Genomic DNA, 21,137 nt, shown 5'->3' on the forward strand with positions numbered 1-21,137 from the left:
AAAAGCTTATATATGAAAAAAATAAAAATAATAGTAAGCATAGCATTCATAATATCTGCTGCTACCGCTTGCAAAAAATTTGTGGACTACGATCCGCATGAAGATTATATAACTACCACGGCAGATTACTTTAAATCTGCCAGCGATTACCAATCGCTAGTGGTAGGTTGTTATACGCCCTTGCAATGGATTTGGGCAGACGTAATGATTGGCGATATTGCCACTGACAATGCAGTATCGGGTGGAGAGAATGCCACGGATGTGCTTGGCTTGCAACAAATAGACGACTACACTATTGTATCCAACAATAGTTATTTAACTGAAACTTGGAAAAGTTGCTTCGAGGGCATTAACAGGGTTAATTACCTGCAAGAAAATAAAGGCTTGCTAAACTTTACAGGCAAAGACGCTTTGTATGGGGAGGTTTATTTTTTAAGGGCGTATTATTATTTTGAACTGGTAAAACTTTTTGGCGATGTGCCACTTTTTGTTGACCATCGTTTAACCGTTACTGACTCAAAAACACTTTCTAGGACAGCAAAGGCAGACGTGTATAAACAAATAGAACTAGACCTTGCCAATGCCATAGCAGTATTGCCCACAACAAATGCAGAAAAAGGCAGGGTAACTAAAAATGCAGCTTATGCCTTGTTGGGCAAGGTTTATTTATATGAAAATAAATTTGATGCTGCTGCAGCGGCACTAGAAAATGTAATCAATAGTGGCACACTAAGCCTTTTGCCTAATTTTCAAGACATATTTCTTCAGGCTGGAGAAAACGGCCCTGAGTCGGTTTTTGAAATTCAATATACCAACCTGAGTAATCAGCATGACTATGGCACCATCAATTTCAATCGTAGCCAAGGCAATATAGCTGTTCAATACCATGGCGTAAGAAGTATATCTGGTTCTAGCCCGTACGCAGAAGGCTATAGTTGCAACCTGCCTACGCAAGAATTAGCAAAGCAATATACTACAGGTGATAAAAGAAAAGATGCTACTATCTTAGATATTGAAGCCTATAAAAAAGCAAACCCATCTTTTAATATTACCTATACAGTAGCCCCTTATAAAAACACAGGGCTATATAACAATAAGTACCAGCCTAGGCAAGGAGAATCATCAAGCGCAGGGGTAGCGGCTCTAAATTACCTTACAAATTTCAGAACCATCCGCTATGCCGATGTATTGCTAATGGCCGCAGAAGCCAACAACAGGGCAACAGCCGCGAATGATACAAAAGCATTGACTTATCTAAATTTGGTACGGAGGCGTGCTTTTGGAGATGTTAACCATGATGTTACTGCTACAGGCGCTACATTGAAGCAAGCAATATGGGACGAACGCAGGCTAGAGCTGGCTATGGAAGGGGACAGGTTCTTCGACTTGGTACGCACTGGGCAGGCAGCAGCAAAAATTACCAATTTTAAGGTAGGTACCAATGAAGTATTCCCCATTCCCCAGCAAGAAATTGATAATTCAGGGTTATCTCAAAACCATGGGTATTAATTCAGTCAATCATTCTTAAAAATGCAACTTATGAATACGGTTAAAAAAATATTTTCTATCGCCTTTTTGCTGGCCGTTATTTCAGGCTGCAATAAGGATTATAACGATACATCCTTTATAAACAATGCAGCACTCCCTACTAAAATAGCGGCATCTTTTACCATTACGCAAAACAATAGCGGCTTGGTAACCATATTGCCAGTTGGTGAGGGGGTTGCTTATTTTGATGTGTATTTTGGTGATGTCACCACTGCTCCAGTAAAAGTTTCCGTTGGAGGAGTTGCTCAGCATATTTACAACGAGGGCGTTTATGGCGTAAGGGTTGTTGCCCACAATATTGCTGGCAAAACTGCCGAGGTCACCCAGCAGCTTACCGTTTCATTTAGGGCACCAGAAAATTTAGTTGTGAATGTGTCCACAGATGCGGTGAATAATTTTAAGGTAAACCTTTCCGCCACTGCCTTGTACGAAACCTTTTTTAAAGTTTATTATGGTGATGTCGCTAACGAAATACCGCAACCCTTCTTAGAAGGTGATACCATTAGCCATACTTATGCAGCTACAGGCAATTATACGGTTAAAGTAGTGGCTTATAGCGGTGCTAAAGATTCTATCGTTGCAACCAAATTGGTTACCATCACCAACCCGCTTGTTTTGCCCATTACATTTGAATCTTCAACGCTTAATTATGCCTTTACAGATTTTGGTGGCGGCACAACAACTGTTATAGCCAACCCACAAGTAAATGGTATAAATACCAGTGCCAAGGTTGCGCAAATGGTGAAGAATGCAGGCCAGGTATATGGCGGTAGCTTTATTGCACTTACTAGCCCCATTGATTTTTCAGCCAATAAGGTTTTCCGTATGAAAGTGTTTTCTCCAAGGGTTGGGGCAAAGGTTTTATTGAAAGTAGAAAATGATGCCAACGCCAATATTTTTTACGAAGTAACCACTACCACTACCGTTGCCAATGCTTGGGAAGACCTAGTGTTCGATTATAGTGCTATCAATACCAGCAATGCTTACAGCCATATTGTACTCATTTTCGATAATGGCACCAATGGGGATGGCAGTGCAAATTTTACTTTTTTAATGGATGATATACGGCTTACAAATACCCTGCCTACTGGTGGCGGAACGGTGTTGGCACTGCCACTTGACTTTGAATCGAAAACAGTAAAATACAAGTTCACCGATTTTAATGGGGGCAACGTTACGGTAATTGCCAATCCGCAGGTTTCAGGAATTAATACTAGCACCACAGTGGGCAGGATGATTAAAAGTGCAGACCAAACCTATGGTGGCAGTTTTATTGCCTTGGATAACCCAATTGATTTTTCCTCCAAAAAAACTTTTAAGATGAAGGTTTTTTCCCCTCGGGTAGGTGCTAAGGTGCTTTTAAAAGTAGAAAATTTAACTTCTGGTGCTATTAGTTACGAAAAGGAAATGGCCACTACAAAAGCAAATGCTTGGGAAGAGCTTACGTTCGATTATAGCAAAATAGATGTATCCAAATCGTACCAGAAAGTAGTGCTCATTTTCGATAATGGCACTATGGGCGATGGGTCTGCAAACTTCACTTTCCTGTTTGATGACATTTCACTTAATTAATCTTGAAAATAATAAAATCATGGTAACGAATATAAAATCGCTCTTCGTTCTGCTTGTAGCTATTGTTTGCTGCTTTTGCACTTGTAAAAAAGAAGAGTATTCATTTGGCGCAATAAAAACACCTAGCAATCTTACACTTACGGTAACAGTAGCTGGAGTAGATGCGGCAAACCCTGCGGGTAATGGCTCTGGAAATGTAAGTGTAACTGTTGGGGGAACAAACGCCATTACCTATTATATAGATTTTGGAGATAGTACCCCAAAATCAGTACAGGGTATTAGCCAGCCAGGTACAATTAGCTATAAATATACAGGTACTGGCTTATCTACTTACAATGTTAAGTTAACAGCTATTGGCACAGGTGGCGCTGTTTCCACACTTAGCCAGCAAGTTCAAATACTGGTTATTTATCAGGTTAAACCCGCCATTTTGCAATCTTTAACCAACAACGCATCTAAACTTTGGGTGATTGATAAAAATGCACCCGGGCATGTAGGGGTAGGGCAAACCGATTTTTTTTATCCTAATTATTATTCGGCTACGCCCAATTCAAGGTCTGCTTGCCTATATGACGATGAAATAACTTTTGATAAAGATGCCAATAACAATGTATATATAACGGTTGATAACAAGGGGCAAACCTTTGTTATTGCTGCTGCTAATGGATATTACGGCGTATCTGGTGGCGATAATTGTTACGCAATAAATACTGGCGGAAGGGCAAAACTGAAGTTTACAGATGCAACTTCTACATCTACCACTGCCAATTCTACCAGAACACAGTTTACGGCTCCTGGATTTGGAATTGTAGGTTTTGGGACGGGTGGTAATACTTATGAAATAATTACGCTTACAGATTCTACTATGCAGTTGCGCAATATTGGTGCAGACGGGCTTGCTTGGTATCAAAAGTTAATTAAAAAATAAATTACAATGAAAATTTTAAATAGTAATCTGATGATCTTACTCGTGTCTATCCTCCTTTTGATAGGTGGTTGTAAAAAAGACGATGCTACTAGCACCGCTCCCATTTTGCCAGCAAACCTGGTTGTGTATGCCAATGTTACTAACGATAGTACGGGTAATGTAACCTTTAATGCCTCGGCAGATAATGCTGTTTCGTATAAATATTATTTTGGCAATGGCGATTCTGCTGTTGTGGCTTCTGGCAATGCCAATTATCAATATACCACTGCTGGTGCCAACCTTTACACGGTTACGGTAATTGCCACAAGCAGCACTGGGCAGGCCATCCAGAAAACCGTACAGGTAAATGTAACGGTAAGAAATGGCTCTGAAAAAGTTGTTTGGTCCGATGAGTTTAATACTGATGGTGCACCCGATTCGTCCAAATGGGGATACGATTTAGGTGGCGGCGGCTGGGGCAATAGCGAACTGGAGTATTATACCAACAGCAGCAGCAATGCAAGCGTGCAAAATGGGTATTTAAAAATTACCGCTATCAAACAAAGCTTCAATGGCAGTGCCTATACTTCTGCCCGGTTGCTTACAAAAAATAAATTTAAAACCACTTATGGTAGGGTAGAAGTAAGGGCAAAACTGCCATCCGCATTAGGCACCTGGCCTGCTATCTGGATGCTGGGTTCTAATATTGATGTTGTTCCTTGGCCGGGCTGTGGCGAAATTGACATCATGGAACAAAAGGGCAATGAACTAAATAAAATTTACGGCACCCTCCATTACCCTGGCCATTCAGGCGGTGGTGGCGTAGGAACTACTACTACAATAGCCAATTCATCAACCGATTTCCATGTGTATTCGTTGGATTGGTCGCCATCAACCCTTAAACTATATGTGGACAAGCAATTGTTTTTCTCATTTGCCAACAATGGCACTACCCCGTTTAACAAGGATTTCTTTTTTATCCTAAACCTTGCCATGGGCGGCACTTTTGGTGGAACGGTAGATCCCAATTTTACCAGCGATGCCATGCTGGTAGATTATATCAGGGTATATAAATAATCTTTCTCTACAGAATAAATTATAACAGGCGAAAAGTATAAGGCAAAACATTGAGTTGTCTTACTCCTTTTCGCCTGATATGTATTGCATTGCCTTTACTTGGAAAAAGAGCATAAGCTTTCGAACTTTTTTAATAAAATCACAATGAAAAAATCATCATTCTACCACCATAAAATACTATCACTTTTCATTTTTACAGTCATTCTTTTTGCAGCAAAGGCACAAAAAACAAAAGCTGCTACAATAGTTGATCCTATTGATGGCAAAGTAAATGCGTTGCTGAAAAAGATGACGTTGGCAGAAAAGATAGGGCAGATGAACCAATACAATGGCTTTTGGGATGTTACGGGGCCAGTACCAAAAGACGGTAACGCAAAACAAAAGTACGACCACCTGATGAAGGGCTTGGTTGGGGGGGTGCTAAACGTAAAAGGCACTGAAAACGTACGCAAGTTGCAGGAAATGGTGGTAACAAAATCCCGCTTGGGTATCCCCTTGCTTTTTGGGTTCGATGTAATACATGGACATAAAACCATTTCACCCATCCCCTTGGGCGAAGCTGCTAGTTGGGATTTGGTTGCCATTGAAAAATCGGCAAGGATAGCCGCCATAGAAGCCTCCGCCGTAGGCATCAACTGGACTTTTGCGCCCATGGTGGACATAACAAGGGATGCCCGTTGGGGCAGGGTAATGGAAGGTGCCGGGGAAGACCCTTATTTGGGGGCAAAAATTGGCGTAGCCAGGATTAAGGGGTTCCAAGGCAACGATTTAAAAAGCCCAAGTGCCGTAATTGCTACCGCAAAACATTTTGCGGGCTACGGGTTTGCAGAAGCAGGGAGGGATTATAATACCGTTGATATAGGCACATCTACACTATACAATATCATATTGCCCCCTTTTAAAGCCGCAGTGGACAATGATGTAAAAACGGTGATGAATTCTTTTAATGTACTAAACGGCATACCCGCCACCGCTAATAAGTTTTTACAAAGAGATATATTAAAAGGTAAATGGGATTTCAAAGGTTTTGTAGTTTCTGACTGGGGTTCCGGGGGTGAAATGATAGACCACGGCTTTGCAAAAGACCTAAAGCAAGTGGCTGAGCTAGCCGCTAATGCAGGCAGCGATATGGATATGGAATCGTATGCTTATATAACCCACTTGAAAGCATTGGTAGAAGCCGGCAAAGTGGATATAAAACTGATAGACGATGCCGTAAAAAGGATTTTAAAAGTAAAGTTCCAGTTGGGCTTGTTTGACGACCCCTATAAGTATTGTGATGCAAAAAGGGAAAAAGAGCTTATTTATCACCCCGACCATTTGGCTGCTGCGCTTGACATGGCAAAAAAGTCGATGGTATTGTTGAAAAATGAAAACCAATTGCTGCCATTGGCCAAAAACCAACAAAATATTGCCATCATAGGCGCATTGGCAAATGAAAAAAACAGCCCATTGGGTAGTTGGCGCATAGGTTCGGATGATAACATTGCAGTATCATTCCTAGAAGGCTTTAAAAAATATACTACTCAATTCCAATATGCAAAAGGAGCAGACTTGGTAATAGGAGAAACGAGTTTTATAAACGAAGTGAAGATAAATGAAACAGATACCAGTGGTTTTGCAGAAGCAAGGCAAGTAGCCAGTAAAGCATCGGTAGTAATCATGGTGTTGGGCGAACATGGTTTTCAAACAGGCGAAGGTAGGAGCCGTGCTAAACTAGATTTACCGGGTGTGCAACAGCAACTGCTGGAAGAAATATACAAAGTGAATAAAAACATAGTGCTGGTATTGATGAATGGCCGCCCATTAGCTATTACCTGGGCCGATGCGCACATCCCAGCGATTCTCGAAACTTGGCAATCAGGTACTGAAACTGGTAATGCCATTGCACAGGTATTGTTTGGCGACTACAACCCTAGTGGTAAATTGCCTATGACTTTCCCCCGTAGCGTTGGCCAATGCCCTATTTATTACAACCATTACAATACAGGTCGCCCCGGCCCCAAAGAAAATGTGTTTTGGAGCCATTATGCCGATGAATCAGAGAAACCCTTGTATCCATTTGGCTATGGGTTAAGCTATACCAAGTTCCAATATTCAAACCTAAAGATTGATGCAGCAAACCCCAAAAGCATACATGTAAGCGCAACCATCACCAATACTGGAAAATATGGTGGGGAAGAAGTAGCCCAATTGTACATACACCAAAGAGTGGCTGGCATAGTAAGGCCTGTAAAAGAACTAAAGGGCTTTCAAAAAATATATATTGCTCCGAACGAAAGCAAAGAAGTAAAGTTCCTATTAACCGATGCCGAGCTAGGTTATTATAACAATAATGGCGAATTTGCAGTAGAACCTGGGGATTTTGATGTAATGATAGGCACTAATTCGCAGGAAGGGTTGGCTGGTAGTTTTTTAAAGCGATAAGTTTTTTTTAATGCCTAAGAATTTGAATATTCTAGGAACTTTTTTTGCAAGAAATGAAATCACTAAGTCTTACTGGAAGGCAAAAGGGTTTTCTTGAAAGCTGGGTCAATTTATTTTGTTATTACTAGAAAAACTCTTTTTTAAACTCAAGATTTGCTGTTGTCATCCGCAATCTCTAGTAATTTTTTTGCATCTTTTATTAAAATATTTTTGTCTTCAACCGCTATGATATTTTCCTGTACAAATTCGCTCATAACCCTAAAAGCCGATTCGTAAGTGGTGCCTGCAAAGGAAGCGATGTCTTGCCTGCTGATATTGATGTCGATAAAGCCTTCGCTTGAAATGCCGAATTTTTCTAATAGCGAATGAAGGGCATACGCCACCCTGCCTTTTACAGGCATGTGCGCAAGGTTCCGCATCCTTTTTTCCGACTCCTGCAGCTCGTCTGCATAAAACATGAGTAGCTTATACGTAAGTTCGGCATTAACTTTTAAAGACGACTTAAAAAAATCGAGGCTCATGGAGCAAAGCACGGTAGGCTCTAAGGCCGTAGCCGATATAGGGTATATATATTCCTTGCCCATGCCACGGTGGCCAAGTATGTCGCCAGGGCCAGCAAACCTTAGTATCAGTTCTTTGTCTTCCCCCCACTGCTTCTGTACTTTTACTTTGCCCTTGTAAACGAAATAAATATCTTTTACCTCATCGCCTTCTTTAAATATCATTTCGCCTTTCTTGAATGCAATATTCTTCCGCTGGGCCTCAACCGCAGGCAGCCATTCTTTTAAAGAGAGCCTGCACACAAGGCAGGTTTGCATCTCGCATGCGTTTTTATTCTTGCTCATTTCGGGCGGAAAGGTAAAGAAGTTTGTTATTATAGACCTACCGTAAGGGTATTTTGGGTGCATAAAGTTTTTTCGCTTTTTTATTAAAAATCAACCCAGCCCAACCTCACCCCTCCCGAAAGGGAGGGACAAGTTACCTAAAGGAAAAGGTAACAGGAACAGGGGAGAGGGCGATGCGACAATATTTGCATATTTTTAATAATATCAAAATCTCCTAGTGTGATATTAAAATAGTTTCAGTTTTGCCTTTTTTGTGGGATTTTTACTCTTTTCTTCTTTTTCAAAAATCGTTGTCACTCTTGTAAACCATTGATTATCAACAATAACGTTAAATTTTTATGAGCATTTTATGCATATTTTGTGCTTATTTTTTGAGTGATTTGTGCGTATTTTCATATCACTATTGTTCATTTTGTGCGTATTTTAATGCCATAAATGCAAGACCATATTTTAGGACTACAACTATCTTAATATTAGCAAAAAAACAACTACGATTAGGATGCCAAGACACTAGCTTTGTATCAGGTGCATTTATACATCAAAGATAAGGTTTTTATAAATAAGGGGGCGTATCGGAACAAAGCGACAACAGGGCAAACGCATCTAAATTTATTTTAGGCCTAATCGCCTATTTAATTCAAAAATGTCACTTTTTAGTCCTTTTGCCTCATAGCCGGCGGGCTTCGTCCAGGCAATGCCACTCTATTTTATCCTTTGAAAAAAATATGCTACGCATTTTTTTCAATTTTGGCTGTGCCAAAACTGGATAAAATAAGGTGGCTTATGCCAGGACTGGTGTGAAACTCGAAGATGCGAGCAAAAAGTATTTTGATGCGTTTGCCCTGAAAGCGACAAACTTTTATACTCCGGTATTTTTGCATCTGCCTATCTTAGAGGCTGAGCATCAGGGCAAACGCATCAAAATTATTTTATGCCAAATTGCCTATCTAATTCTACAATATTCCAGTTTAAGGACTTCTGCCTCACAGCCGGCGGGCTTCAACCTCACCCCCAGCCCCTCTCCAAAGGCGAGGGTAGCTTTGGCACCACCACTCCATTTTATGCTTTGAAAAAAATTTCGTACCGATTTTTTTCAATTCCGTCTTCGACCGAATCCCATAAAATGAGGTGGCTTGTGCAATTACTGGTGTCAATGCGCAAATCTTACCTCTAATAAATTTAGATGCGTTTGCCCTGGCTGAGCATCTTGCAATTGAAAAACTTTAGTTTTCACTAAAGAGGGGTGCAGGTTTACCACTTCGCCAATTATAATAATGGCTGGGTTTGCAATTTCAGCATACTGTGCTTTGTAAAAAATATCCTTCACTTTGCCTATTACCATTTTCTCTTTATGGGTAGTGCCGTCTTGTATAATAGCCACAGGGGTTTCGCTTTTGCCATTGGCACCAAAAATATCCATGATGGCTTCCAGCTTGCTCATGGCCATGAGTATAACAACAGTTGCTGTGGATTGTGCAGCCAGTTGTATGTCTCCAGAAATTTCGCCCGATTGCGTGGTGCCCGTGGTTACCCAGAAACTTTCATTAATGCCCCGGCAGGTAAGCGGTATCATTTGCGATGCAGGCACTGCTATGGCACTGGAAATGCCCGGGATAACCTCAACTTTAATTCCTGCTTCCCTTGCTGCATTTATTTCTTCTTGTGCCCTGCCGAATACAAATGGGTCGCCACCTTTCAGCCGCACTACATGCCCATGCGAAAATGCGTAGTCAATAATGGTATTGTTTATTTCTGCTTGCGAAAGTGCGTGGCAGCCATACCGCTTGCCTACAAATTTTTTAACCGCCCCTTTTTTACAATATTCCAGCAATTGCTCATTTGCCAGTGCATCATATAATACAACATCGGCTTTTTTAAGCGTATTTATCGCTTTCAAAGTAATTAACTCTGGGTCGCCCGGCCCTGCGCCTACCAATGATAAAAGTGGGTTCATTTAGGTCATTTTTATATTAATAATAAAATTATATGATTTATTTTGTCAAATATAATTGAAATATGAACAAAACTGCTTTATTTTGTGATATAAATCATAATAATCAGCTTTTTTTATTTTATCGACACTGTTGAAGTATTATATTAAATAATTTATAATTTGATTGTAGCTAGTAATGGTTGATTACTTGAATTAATAAAACAGTTGCAATGAAAATAGTAGTAATTGGTAATGGGATGGTAGGGTACAAGTTTTGTGAAAAGCTTGTAGCAAAAGCCCAGCCCGGGCAATTTGAAATAGTAGTATTTGGCGAAGAAATTCGCAGGGCATACGACCGGGTGCATTTGTCTGAGTTTTTCTCGGGCAAATCTGCCGAAGACTTATCTATGTCCCCGGTAGGCTGGTACGAAGAAAACAGTATCCACCTGCATTTGGGAGATCCTGTGCAAAGCATTGATAGGGAAGCCCAAACGGTTCATTCTTATCATGGTATTACCGAAAGCTACGATGTATTGGTGTTTGCCACAGGCTCATCTGCCTTTGTGCCACCCATTCCTGGCGTGGACAAAGAAGGGGTATTTATATATAGGACGATAGAAGATTTGGAAATGATGCAGGCTTACGCCAAAAAAGCAAAGAAAGGTGCTGTTATTGGTGGTGGGCTGTTGGGTTTGGAAGCAGCCAAAGCTATGATAGACCTCGGCATTACAGATACAGCTGTAATTGAATTTGCCCAACGCCTTATGCCTAGGCAAATAGATGATGCTGCATCTGGTATCCTTAAAAATAAATTAGAAATCCTTGGCTTAAAGATATTTACCAATAAAAACACCTCGGACATTCTTGGCGATAAATGTATAGAAGGGATGCAATTTACCGATGGCTCTAAGATAGACGTAGATATGCTGGTAATTTCCGCAGGCATTAAACCCAGGGACGAATTGGCAAAGCTATGTGGTTTGGAAGTGGGCCATCGAGGCGGCATTGTAGTAAACGAGAAAATGCAAACGGCCGACCCTTCCATTTACGCCATTGGCGAATGTGCTTTGAACAATGGGATGATTTATGGCTTGGTAGCCCCCGGCTACGAAATGGCGGAAGTGGTAGCAGATAACCTCTTGGATGGCAGCAAGGCTTTCTGGGGCTTTGATATGAGTACCAAACTAAAATTGATTGGCATAGATGTGGCCAGTTTTGGCGACCCATTCATTCAAACAAATGACACAAGAACCGTAGTATTTGAAGATACCATGAAAGGTATTTACAAACGCATAAATATAACAGGGGATGGCAAATATTTGCTGGGAGGTATATTGGTAGGCGATGCCTCTGCTTATAACATGCTACTACAAACCTCAAAAAACAAAGTAGTACTTCCCCCCAACCCAGAAGATGTGATATTGGGTAGCCGTGGCGGCGAATCGGCAGAAAACGGTGTATTAAGTTTACCTGACGATGCTATTATTTGTAGTTGCGAAAGCGTAACCAAAGCGGGCATTTGCCATGCAGTAAGCGAAGATGGTTGCGAAACAATAGATGCCATAAAAAAATGTACCAAAGCAGGTACTGGTTGTGGTGGTTGTGTGCCAATGGTAAAAGATTTGATGGTACACACCATGAAAGCAGCAGGTAAATATGTACGCAATGTTATCTGTGAGCATTTTGCTTATTCCCGCCAGGAACTATACGATTTAGTAAAAATAAACCAATTAAAAACCTACGATGATGTGTTGGATACCCTTGGAAAGGGCGATGGTTGCGAAATTTGCAAACCGCCAGTTGCCTCTATTTTAGCTAGCCTTTGGAATGAAAATATCTTGGCAAAAGGCAATGCCACCGCACAAGACAGCAACGACCGTTTCTTGGCCAATATACAAAAAGGTGGCTCTTACTCCGTAGTGCCAAGGATACCGGGCGGTGAAATAACGCCAGATAAATTGATTGTAATTGGCTCTATTGCGAAAAAATACAACTTATACACTAAAATAACAGGCGGCCAGCGTATTGATTTATTTGGCGCACATTTATCTGATTTACCCAAAATATGGGAAGAATTGATTGAAGCGGGTTTTGAAAGTGGACACGCCTATGGAAAATCGCTCCGCACGGTTAAAAGCTGCGTGGGCAGCACTTGGTGCCGCTTTGGCCTGCACGATAGTGTAAGCTTTGCCATAGAAATTGAGGAACGCTACCGTGGACTCCGTTCCCCGCACAAATTGAAAGGCGGTGTTTCGGGTTGCATACGAGAATGTGCTGAAGCACAAAGCAAAGATTTTGGGGTAATTGCAACAGAAAAAGGCTGGAATTTATTTGTATGTGGCAATGGGGGAAGTAAACCGCAGCATGCCCAATTATTAGATACAGATTTGGATAGTGAAACACTTATAAAATACCTTGACAGGTTCCTGATGTTCTACATCAAAACAGCCGACCCACTAACCCGTACCGCTACTTGGCTGAACAATATGGAAGGTGGCATTAGCTACCTGAAAAATGTAGTGGTAAACGATAGTCTATGTATAGCTGAAGAGTTGGAACAGGAAATGCAAACATTGGTAAATAGCTATAAATGCGAATGGAAAGAGGCCATCGAAAACCCTGAAATACGCAAACGTTTCAGCCATTTTGTAAATGCACCCGAAGAAAAAGACCCTACCATGAAGTTTGAGCCCATGCGTGAACAAAAGAAAGTAGCCCAATGGTAATACTTGCCACGAAGGCACAAAAACACAAAGAGGCACAAAGGTTCTTTAAAGAATTAAAAATCGCTTATCATTCTTTTTTCTTAGTGCTTCTTCGAGACTTCGTGGCATTGTGGCAAACCGATAATCAATAAAACCTTTAAAATACTGCTCATGGATCAACAAACAATTACAACTAAAGAAACAACGGATTCACTTCCAATGCTAAATGAGGAAAGTGGTTGGTTCCTTGCTTGCAAGGTAGAAGATGTGCCTGATAATGGAGGGGTATGTGTAAAATACAAAGATGAACAAATAGCCCTTTTTTATTTTACCCGCAGGAAAGAGTGGTATGCCACACAAAATGAATGCCCGCACCGCCAACAGATGGCACTAAGCCGGGGAATGATTGGCACACAAGCAGAAGAACCCAAAGTAGCCTGCCCTTTCCATAAAAAAACTTTTTCATTAGTTACGGGCGAATGTTTAAGTGGTGATGAGTGCAGCATAAAAACCTATCCGGTAAAAGTGGAAGATGGGTTGGTATATATAGGTGTTTGAAAAGACAAAGAGGCAATAGGCAAAGGGGCAAAGAGAATTATGAGTTATGAATTATAAATTATGTGTTTTTACTCCTGTAATATTCGCATTTAGTTTCCGTTTCTTCGCATCATAAAAATAAATATCCTCAAGAGATGGCAGTTTCATTGAGTCAGATATATAAATTCGCTGATTATTAACCTAAAAAAAACAGTAACATGCTTACAAAAAACATCCCAAAAATTTTCCTAGCCGTAGGTATCCTTACAGGATTAAACACGGCAGTATCAGCCCAAATTTCCTTAACAGGGCAGTTAAGAACAAGGACTGAACTTCGCGATGGAATCGGGAATTTAGTACTAAAAGGTGCTCCCAAAGCCGCTTTTACCTCCCAGCGTACCCGTTTGAATTTTGGGTATAAGTGGGATAGGCTAACGGTTGGCGTAACCTTGCAAGATATACGTGTATGGGGCCAGGATGCCTCTACAATAACCGCTAATGATGGGGCTAAATTGATGCTACACGAGGCTTGGGCCGATGTAGTATTGGCCAATAAAGCTGATACCTCTTTCAAATTCAGGTTATTGGATATGTTATCCTTAAAAGTTGGCCGGCAGGAATTGATTTATGATGATTCCCGCCTTCTTGGGAACTTGGACTGGCTACAACAAGGACGCCGCCACGATATGGCTTTGCTAAAAGCAGTGCACCATGGTTGGCAGGTTGACTTAGGTTATGCCTTCAACCAAAATACAGATGCAGTAGGCTATACAGGCACAGGCTATGCCCCCGGCAATGTACCCACCTATGCAAAAAGCTCCACGGGTGTACTGATGCCGGTACCTGGTACTGGTTTTGTGCCGATAGCTGCTGCAGGCAATGCTGCCAACAACAGCTCCCGCGGTGGCACGGCTATTTATACCAACCCTCCTAGTACAAATGCAGCAACGGCAGATTACAAATCTTTTACTAGCTTATATATCAGCAAAAAATTCAACCAAACAAAGTTTTCTGCATTGCTATTTAACGACAACTTCGGCAAGTCTAAGCTAGATTCTATAGCTGATAATGCTGGCGGTTACTTATATGGCAAAAGATATGCATCTGCTGGTGCAGCTGACACATACGATTATTCTGGCTATAATAGCCGTTTTACTTATGGTTTGATGGTGAACCAAGCAATAGGCGGAGCATCTAGTTTTGCTAAAGTTGCACTTCAGGCTGCCTACTATCAACAAAGCGGGAAAGACCGTGCTGGGCTTAGCCTGAATGCGTATCACTACATGCTACAAGCGGCCATCCAAAAAGGCAACTTTACCATCACCCCTGGTTTTGAGGTATTGTCTGGCAATGATTCCACCACGGCTGCAACAGATAGCAAACGCTTTGATCCCCTATACGGTACCGCACATAAATTCAGGGGCAATATGGATTATTTTTATGCAGGTGCCAATTCTCCCGCAGGTGGTTTAACGGATATTTATTTCAAAGTAAAATATGCAACTGCTTTACTGTCTTTAAGTGCTGACTACCACAATTTTGCCACACAGCAGCAAATGAAAGCAACCACCAGCAAGCAATTGGGCAACGAAGTTGATTTGCAGTTAGGTTATCAGTTAAACAAGTTTACAAATGCAGAATTCGGCTATTCTTTTATGCTGGCAAACGATAATATGACCGTAGCTAAAGGACAAACAGCCGCTATTTCCACATTGTACAATAAAACAGCCACTTGGTTTTATGTAATACTGAAATTTACGCCAGATTTCATGTACACAAAGGCTGCGGCAAAAGCAAAGGGCTAAGCCCGTTGCCACAAAGACACGAAGGCACAAATTAGCACAAAGAAAAGGATAAAGAAATACTTCGTGCTTCTCATTGGGTTCATAAAATACTTTCGCCCTACGGTAAAGTTTGGGCTGTAGAGACGCAGGATTTTGCGTCTAAAAGCGAAAGTATTTTGTGTTCCTTGGTAACGTCATGCCCATAGGGCAAAAAAAGAGAAAAAAAACAACACAAAAACACAAAAAACAAGTAGTGTTTTCGCTTCTTTACTTTCTTCTTTGTGCCCCTTAGAGCCTTCGTGTCTTCGTGGCAAAGAAAACATTTTACAACACATTTAAAACAAATCACCATGTCATCCATCAACAACAAACAGCCTTTAACCAAGTTTAAAGTATTCAGTTTCCAAGGTGTTCAAATGCGGACTTTCCACATTACTTGGCTCACCTTCTTCGTATGCTTTTTTGGTTGGTTTGGGCTTGCACCCCTTATGCCCAGCATCCGTGCAGATTTGGGATTAACCAAACCTCAAGTAGGCAACACCATTATTGCGGCAGTCTCTGCTACCATTTTTGCCCGCCTGATTATCGGTAAATTGTGCGACCATTGGGGCCCTCGGAAAACCTATACGGCACTGTTGCTTATTGGTGCTTTCCCGGTAATGCTGGTTGGCTTGGCGCACACCTACACTACATTTTTATTGTTCCGTTTGGCCATAGGGGTTATTGGTGCATCTTTCGTGGTTACGCAGTTCCACACATCCGTAATGTTTGGCCCAAAAATAAAAGGCACCGTAAATGCTGTGGCAGGTGGTTGGGGCAACCTAGGTGGTGGTGTTACCAACATGGTAATGCCCATCATTTTCGCTACCATCGTAGGCTTTGGCTACACAAAGGCAGAAGCATGGCGCTATGCAATGGTTATCCCTGGCCTGATGTTGTTGGTAATGGCTTTCTTATATTATAAATTCACGAAAGATACACCTGCTGGCAATTACGATGAAATTAACCATACTAAAAAAGACGAACCCAAAACAGATTGGAGCATTTTGAGCGATTGGCGTATATGGGCTTTAGCCTTGGCTTACGGAGTTTGTTTTGGTATGGAAATCACGTTCGATGGGGTTGCCGCCTTGCACTTTACAGATACCTTCAAATTAAACCAAGCTAGTGCTGGTTTCTGGGCAGGCATATTTGGCTTCATGAACATTTTCGCCCGTGCCTTGGGTGGCGTTTTCTCCGATAAAATTGGTCACAAATATGGCCTTACAGGCAAAGGTTATTTCTTGGCTGCCATGCTGTTGCTGGAAGGGGTGGGCATTATCCTATTTGCAAAGGCAGGTTCTTTGGAAATGGCCATTGTATCCATGCTTTCTTTCGCTTTGTTCCTCAAAATGGCCAATGGTGCTACTTACGGCATCACCCCTTTTGTAAATGAGAAAAACGTAGGCATGGTAAGTGGTATAGTGGGTGCAGGTGGCAATGTGGGTGGTATGTTGTTTGGCTTTTTGTTCAAATCTGCCACCATCAGCTATGTACAGGCTTTTGAATACATTGGGTATGCAGTAATAGCCGTAGGGTTAATAATAACGGTAACAAAGTTTACCGTTGCACCCAAGGTAGCAACAAGCTCCCCTGAATGGAAGGAAGAAGTAGCAATGGCGTAAAAGTAATTGGTTATACAACAAATGGCTACACATTTCTTACAAGTAAGAGGGGTGTAAGGGCAGAAAACCTTCTGCCCTCCTTCATTACAAACAACGCCCAATTGAGTTGGCTTTTGATATTGGGTAATGAAAAAATGGTAGGGATATGGAGTAATCCTGTTTCGATGGAAAACAAAAGTGGTTCATTACCCCAAAATTCTATTTCAGCTCCGAAAAAGGTTGTTTCAACGCCCATCCGGGTTGTTTCGATACGGAAAAAAGTTGTTTCATTGGGTATAAATGTTATTTCATTGCGGAAGAATGTTGTTTCATTGCCCAAAAATGTTGTTTCGATGCGGAAAAATGTTGTTTCAATGGACAATCTGGCGGCTTTATTGGGCTTTGGAATAAAAAACACACACTAATTAAGACTTTTTGTCAGCATAGAGAAAGTTTTTTGGGGTAATGAAAAGAAATGCAGCAGCATTGCCAAGGAAAAAAGGGTTGCAGATAAAAGACTTCTTCGCTTTGTAAGGCTAATAATGCACTAAGAGGTATTATTTAGTGAAAAAGAAATTAAGATAATAGAAATAATTATGTCACAGTCTTTCAAATCAACTTGCTGTTATTGTGGAGTGGGCTGTGGCATTGTCGTACACAAAGACAAACAGGGCAAACTTCAGGTAGAAGGCGATAAAGACCATCCGGTAAACAAGGGCATGTTATGCAGCAAAGGCATGAACCTGCATTATACTGTGATGGACACTAGCGACAGGTTGCTATACCCCGAAATGCGCTACGGTAAAAACGCAATAAGGCAAAGGGTTTCCTGGGATACTGCCTTGGACAGGACGGTTGCGGTTTTTAAAACCCTCATTGAAAAATATGGCCCGGATAGCGTGGCATTTTATGCCTCCGGTCAATGCCTTACAGAAGAATATTATGTACTGAACAAGCTAATGAAAGGCTTTATTGGTAGCAACAATATAGATACCAATAGCCGCCTTTGCATGAGTAGTGCGGTGGTGGGCTATAAAATGAGCTTGGGGGAAGATTGTGTACCCAATAGCTATGACGATCTGGAACTGGCAGATTGCCTATTTGTTGCAGGTGCCAACCCTGCTTGGTGCCACCCTATCCTTTGGCGAAGGGTAGAAGCAGCTAGGGCAGCAAACCCGAACATGAAAATCATTGTTAGCGACCCACGGAAAACACAAACCTGCGCTATGGCAGATGTGCATTTGCAATTAAACCCCGGTACAGATGTTACCTTGCACCATGCCATTGGCAGGGTATTGATTGAGGATGGCAATACAGATTCAGATTTTATTGCCAATCATACAGAAGGTTTTGAAAAATACAAAGCTACTGTAATGCAAAAAACAGTGGAAGAGGCGGCCATTATTTGTGGCATTAGCTCCGCTCACATAAGGCTGGCTGCCCAATATGTCGGCGCAGCAAAAGGGTTCATGACCTTATGGACAATGGGACTTAACCAAAGCGTAATTGGGGTAAACAAAAACCTTAGCCTCATCAACTTAAACCTGATTACAGGCCAGATAGGTAAACCCGGCAGCGGCCCTTTTTCACTTACAGGCCAACCCAACGCAATGGGTGGCAGGGAAGTGGGCGGCTTGAGCAATTTATTGCCCGCCCATAGGGATTTAGCCAAGGCGGAAGACAGGGCTTTTGTAGAGAACTTCTGGGGCAGCAAAAAAATAGACCCAAAACCCGGCCTTACGGCTACAGAAATGTTCGAGGCACTGAACGATGGCCGATTAAAAGCCATTTGGATTGTAGCAACCAATCCACTGGTAAGCCTACCAGATGTACACATGGCGGAGGAAGGCTTGAAAAAAGCAAAGTTTGTTGTGGTACAGGACATTAGCAACACAGCCGAAACACTGAAATATGCCGATGTGGTACTACCCGCCGCTACTTGGGCAGAAAAAGAAGGTACCATGACCAATGCCGAAAGGCGTATCAGCTATTTGCGCAAAATGGTAGATGCTCCCGGCGAAGCATTGGCAGATGCAGAAATTATCACTCGCTTTGCAAACAAGATGGGGTATGATGGTTTTGGTTTTAAAACCTTTGGTGATATTTATGCGGAACATTGCGCCTTAACAGAAGGTACAAATGCCGACATAAGTGGTTTGAGTTACGATATTTTGGAAGAAAAACAATCGGTGCAATGGCCTTACCCCAAAGGAGAAAAGGGTAGCGGCACAAAGCGGTTGTTTACCGACCATGTTTTTCATACACCTTCTAAAAAAGCAATCATCCATAGCTTCGATGATAGCAATCAATCAGAGCCTTTAACCGAAGGTTTACCCCTAGTCCTTACCACAGGCAGGATACGTGACCAATGGCATACCATGAGCAAAACAGGTAAGGTAAATAAGCTAAACCAGCACATTAGCCAGTCTTTCTTGGAAATAAATCCGGAAGATGCTGCAAAAAGGGATATAAAAGATGGGGATTTGGTAGAGATAACCAACCTGCGTGGCAACGTGAGGGTAAAAGCCAAATGCACAAGCGATATAAAAGAAGGAGTTGTTTTCCTGCCGATGCATTGGGGCAAAGTACTCAACAGCGATTTGAACCGTGCCAATAACCTTACCAACAACCTGGTAGACCCAAAAAGCAAGGAGCCAGATTTTAAATTCTCGGCGGTTCAGGTAGCATTATACAAAAAGCCAAAGCAAAAAATAGTTATTATTGGGGCAGGTGCAGGTGCGCATGGCTTTGTAAAAAGCTATCGTGAATTGAATACGCAGGATGAAATAGTGGTTTTTAGCAAGGAAGACGCACCTTTTTACAACCGGGTAATGCTGCCAGACTATATAAGCGGCACACAGGCTTGGGAGCAACTGGTGAAAATGAAGGCCGAGGAGGAATATACTTTCGATATAACCTTGCACAGAGGCACTAGCATAGAAACAATAGACAAAACCAATAAAATAGTTGCAGACAGCAAAGGCATTACCCACACCTACGATATACTTATTTTGTCAACAGGCAGCCGCCCTACCATGCTCCGGGATACCCCCAAACTAAAAGGTATATTTAGTATGCGCAGCCGAGTGGATGCCGATAATTTTAAAGCCCATATAAACCCGGCAAATGGCAAAGTAGTAGTTGTAGGTGGCGGTTTGCTGGGTATTGAATTGGCTGCTTCGCTTCGGGAAATGGGGGTAGCAGTAGTGCTGATACAACGCAGCTCCAAACTAATGGACAGGCAGCTAGACGGCCTTGGCAGCCAATTGCTGGACGAAGCTATCAGGGATGTAGGCATAGAAATTTACTACAACGATGAAATAGAGCGTTTTTTAGGCACTGGGGCTTTGGAAGGCATACGCCTGAAAAGTGGGGTAACTATCAATTGCCAAGCCATTGTTTGTGCTATTGGCACTACCCCCAATATAGAGTTGGCAAGGGCTTCTGGCATTGAATGCAAAAGGGGGGTAATAGTAAACGAATACCTAGAAACCAATGACAGTTCTATTTTTGCTATTGGGGAAATTGCAGAATTTAAAGGTATGCTATACGGCATCACCGCAGCGGCAGAACAACAGGCAGCAATAGTGGCCAAGTTTATCAGCGGTGATATTGCCCAGTATTACAAAGGTTCCTTGTTGATGAATATCCTAAAAATGCCAGGAACTACTCTTTGTTCCTTGGGCATGGCAGAAGCACCGAATGACCCTGCCTACGAAGAAGTAGTTTTTATAGACAAGGCAAAGCGTTATTATAAAAAATGTATCATACACAACGATAGGTTGGTAGGTGCTATATTAATCGGCGACAAGAGCGAGTTTTTAGAATTCAAGGAACTGATAGAAAAAAAGATAGAGCTTAGCGATAAACGATTATCATTATTGCGCAGTGGCAGCAAGGCAGAGCCTGTATTGGGGAAGTTGGTATGTAGCTGCGGCAACATTGGCGAGGGCAATATTGTAAACAAGATAAAAGCAGGATGCACCGATTTTGATGAACTATGCAAAGCCTCTGGTGCCGGGCAAGGCTGTGGCAGTTGCAAGCCAGAAGTAAAGGCATTGCTGGATAAAATGATGGCCGTTTCACCAAATAGCTCTGTTGTAGCGTAGCTTTTAAAAAGAATAAACGAAAGGAGATAAAACAGCGTTTCTCAATTCCC

At 41.9% G+C, this 21,137-nt stretch carries 14 protein-coding genes; 12 read left to right on the forward strand and 2 right to left on the reverse strand.

Features of this window, described 5'->3' with window-relative positions; translation table 11 throughout:
* Window positions 1-12 precede the first annotated feature (12 nt).
* The 5 genes from ACHFIY_RS06680 to bglX all read left to right on the forward strand — a co-directional run bounded on the left by ACHFIY_RS06680 (window position 13) and on the right by bglX (window position 7,531).
* The gene (locus tag ACHFIY_RS06680; protein WP_410845293.1) at window positions 13-1,509 is read left to right on the forward strand and encodes a RagB/SusD family nutrient uptake outer membrane protein; all 1,497 of its coding nucleotides are present in this window, start codon (window positions 13-15) and stop codon (window positions 1,507-1,509) included.
* A 30-nt stretch (window positions 1,510-1,539) separates the two neighbouring features.
* Window positions 1,540-3,120, forward strand: a complete 1,581-nt coding sequence (locus ACHFIY_RS06685) for a hypothetical protein (RefSeq protein ID WP_410845294.1) — start codon at window positions 1,540-1,542, stop codon at window positions 3,118-3,120.
* Between the two features lie 19 nt (window positions 3,121-3,139).
* Window positions 3,140-4,048 (forward strand): PKD domain-containing protein, encoded by a 909-nt coding sequence (locus ACHFIY_RS06690; protein ID WP_410845295.1) that lies wholly within the window; start codon window positions 3,140-3,142, stop codon window positions 4,046-4,048.
* 6 nt (window positions 4,049-4,054) lie between these two features.
* Entirely contained in the window at window positions 4,055-5,104 is a 1,050-nt protein-coding gene (locus ACHFIY_RS06695; RefSeq protein WP_410845296.1) for a family 16 glycosylhydrolase, read from the forward strand.
* A 144-nt stretch (window positions 5,105-5,248) separates the two neighbouring features.
* Window positions 5,249-7,531, forward strand: coding sequence for a beta-glucosidase BglX (bglX, locus tag ACHFIY_RS06700; protein WP_410845297.1), 2,283 nt, complete (start codon window positions 5,249-5,251; stop codon window positions 7,529-7,531).
* A gap of 146 nt (window positions 7,532-7,677) precedes the next feature.
* Here the strand turns inward: bglX and ACHFIY_RS06705 are convergent, their stop codons facing one another.
* Window positions 7,678-8,376 carry a Crp/Fnr family transcriptional regulator gene (locus ACHFIY_RS06705; protein ID WP_410845298.1) on the reverse strand — a complete coding sequence of 233 codons (699 nt, stop codon included), beginning with the start codon at window positions 8,374-8,376 and terminating at the stop codon, window positions 7,678-7,680.
* Between the two features lie 776 nt (window positions 8,377-9,152).
* Between ACHFIY_RS06705 and ACHFIY_RS06710 the strand changes: the two genes are divergently transcribed.
* Window positions 9,153-9,446 carry a hypothetical protein gene (locus ACHFIY_RS06710; protein ID WP_410845299.1) on the forward strand — a complete coding sequence of 98 codons (294 nt, stop codon included), beginning with the start codon at window positions 9,153-9,155 and terminating at the stop codon, window positions 9,444-9,446.
* Window positions 9,447-9,526: 80 nt separating this feature from the next.
* Here the strand turns inward: ACHFIY_RS06710 and cobA are convergent, their stop codons facing one another.
* Window positions 9,527-10,330 (reverse strand): uroporphyrinogen-III C-methyltransferase, encoded by an 804-nt coding sequence (gene cobA / locus ACHFIY_RS06715; protein WP_410845300.1) that lies wholly within the window; start codon window positions 10,328-10,330, stop codon window positions 9,527-9,529.
* Window positions 10,331-10,539: 209 nt separating this feature from the next.
* Between cobA and nirB the strand changes: the two genes are divergently transcribed.
* The 6 genes from nirB (at window position 10,540) to ACHFIY_RS06745 (ending at window position 21,087) form a co-directional block, all read left to right on the forward strand.
* Window positions 10,540-13,035, forward strand: coding sequence for a nitrite reductase large subunit NirB (gene nirB, locus ACHFIY_RS06720; RefSeq protein WP_410845301.1), 2,496 nt, complete (start codon window positions 10,540-10,542; stop codon window positions 13,033-13,035).
* Window positions 13,036-13,185: 150 nt separating this feature from the next.
* Window positions 13,186-13,572, forward strand: coding sequence for a nitrite reductase small subunit NirD (gene nirD / locus ACHFIY_RS06725; RefSeq protein WP_410845302.1), 387 nt, complete (start codon window positions 13,186-13,188; stop codon window positions 13,570-13,572).
* Window positions 13,573-13,769: 197 nt separating this feature from the next.
* Window positions 13,770-15,356 carry an alginate export family protein gene (locus ACHFIY_RS06730; RefSeq protein WP_410845303.1) on the forward strand — a complete coding sequence of 529 codons (1,587 nt, stop codon included), beginning with the start codon at window positions 13,770-13,772 and terminating at the stop codon, window positions 15,354-15,356.
* 329 nt (window positions 15,357-15,685) lie between these two features.
* Window positions 15,686-16,999 (forward strand): MFS transporter, encoded by a 1,314-nt coding sequence (locus ACHFIY_RS06735; protein WP_410845304.1) that lies wholly within the window; start codon window positions 15,686-15,688, stop codon window positions 16,997-16,999.
* Window positions 16,972-17,403 carry a hypothetical protein gene (locus tag ACHFIY_RS06740; RefSeq protein WP_410845305.1) on the forward strand — a complete coding sequence of 144 codons (432 nt, stop codon included), beginning with the start codon at window positions 16,972-16,974 and terminating at the stop codon, window positions 17,401-17,403. Before ACHFIY_RS06735 ends, ACHFIY_RS06740 begins: the two co-directional genes overlap by 28 nt.
* Before the next feature lie 171 nt (window positions 17,404-17,574).
* Window positions 17,575-21,087, forward strand: coding sequence for a molybdopterin-dependent oxidoreductase (locus tag ACHFIY_RS06745; protein WP_410845306.1), 3,513 nt, complete (start codon window positions 17,575-17,577; stop codon window positions 21,085-21,087).
* Window positions 21,088-21,137: the final 50 nt, after the last annotated feature.

It is taken from the genome of Parasediminibacterium schistidii, from assembly GCF_046546515.1.
GTDB lineage: Bacteria > Bacteroidota > Bacteroidia > Chitinophagales > Chitinophagaceae > Parasediminibacterium.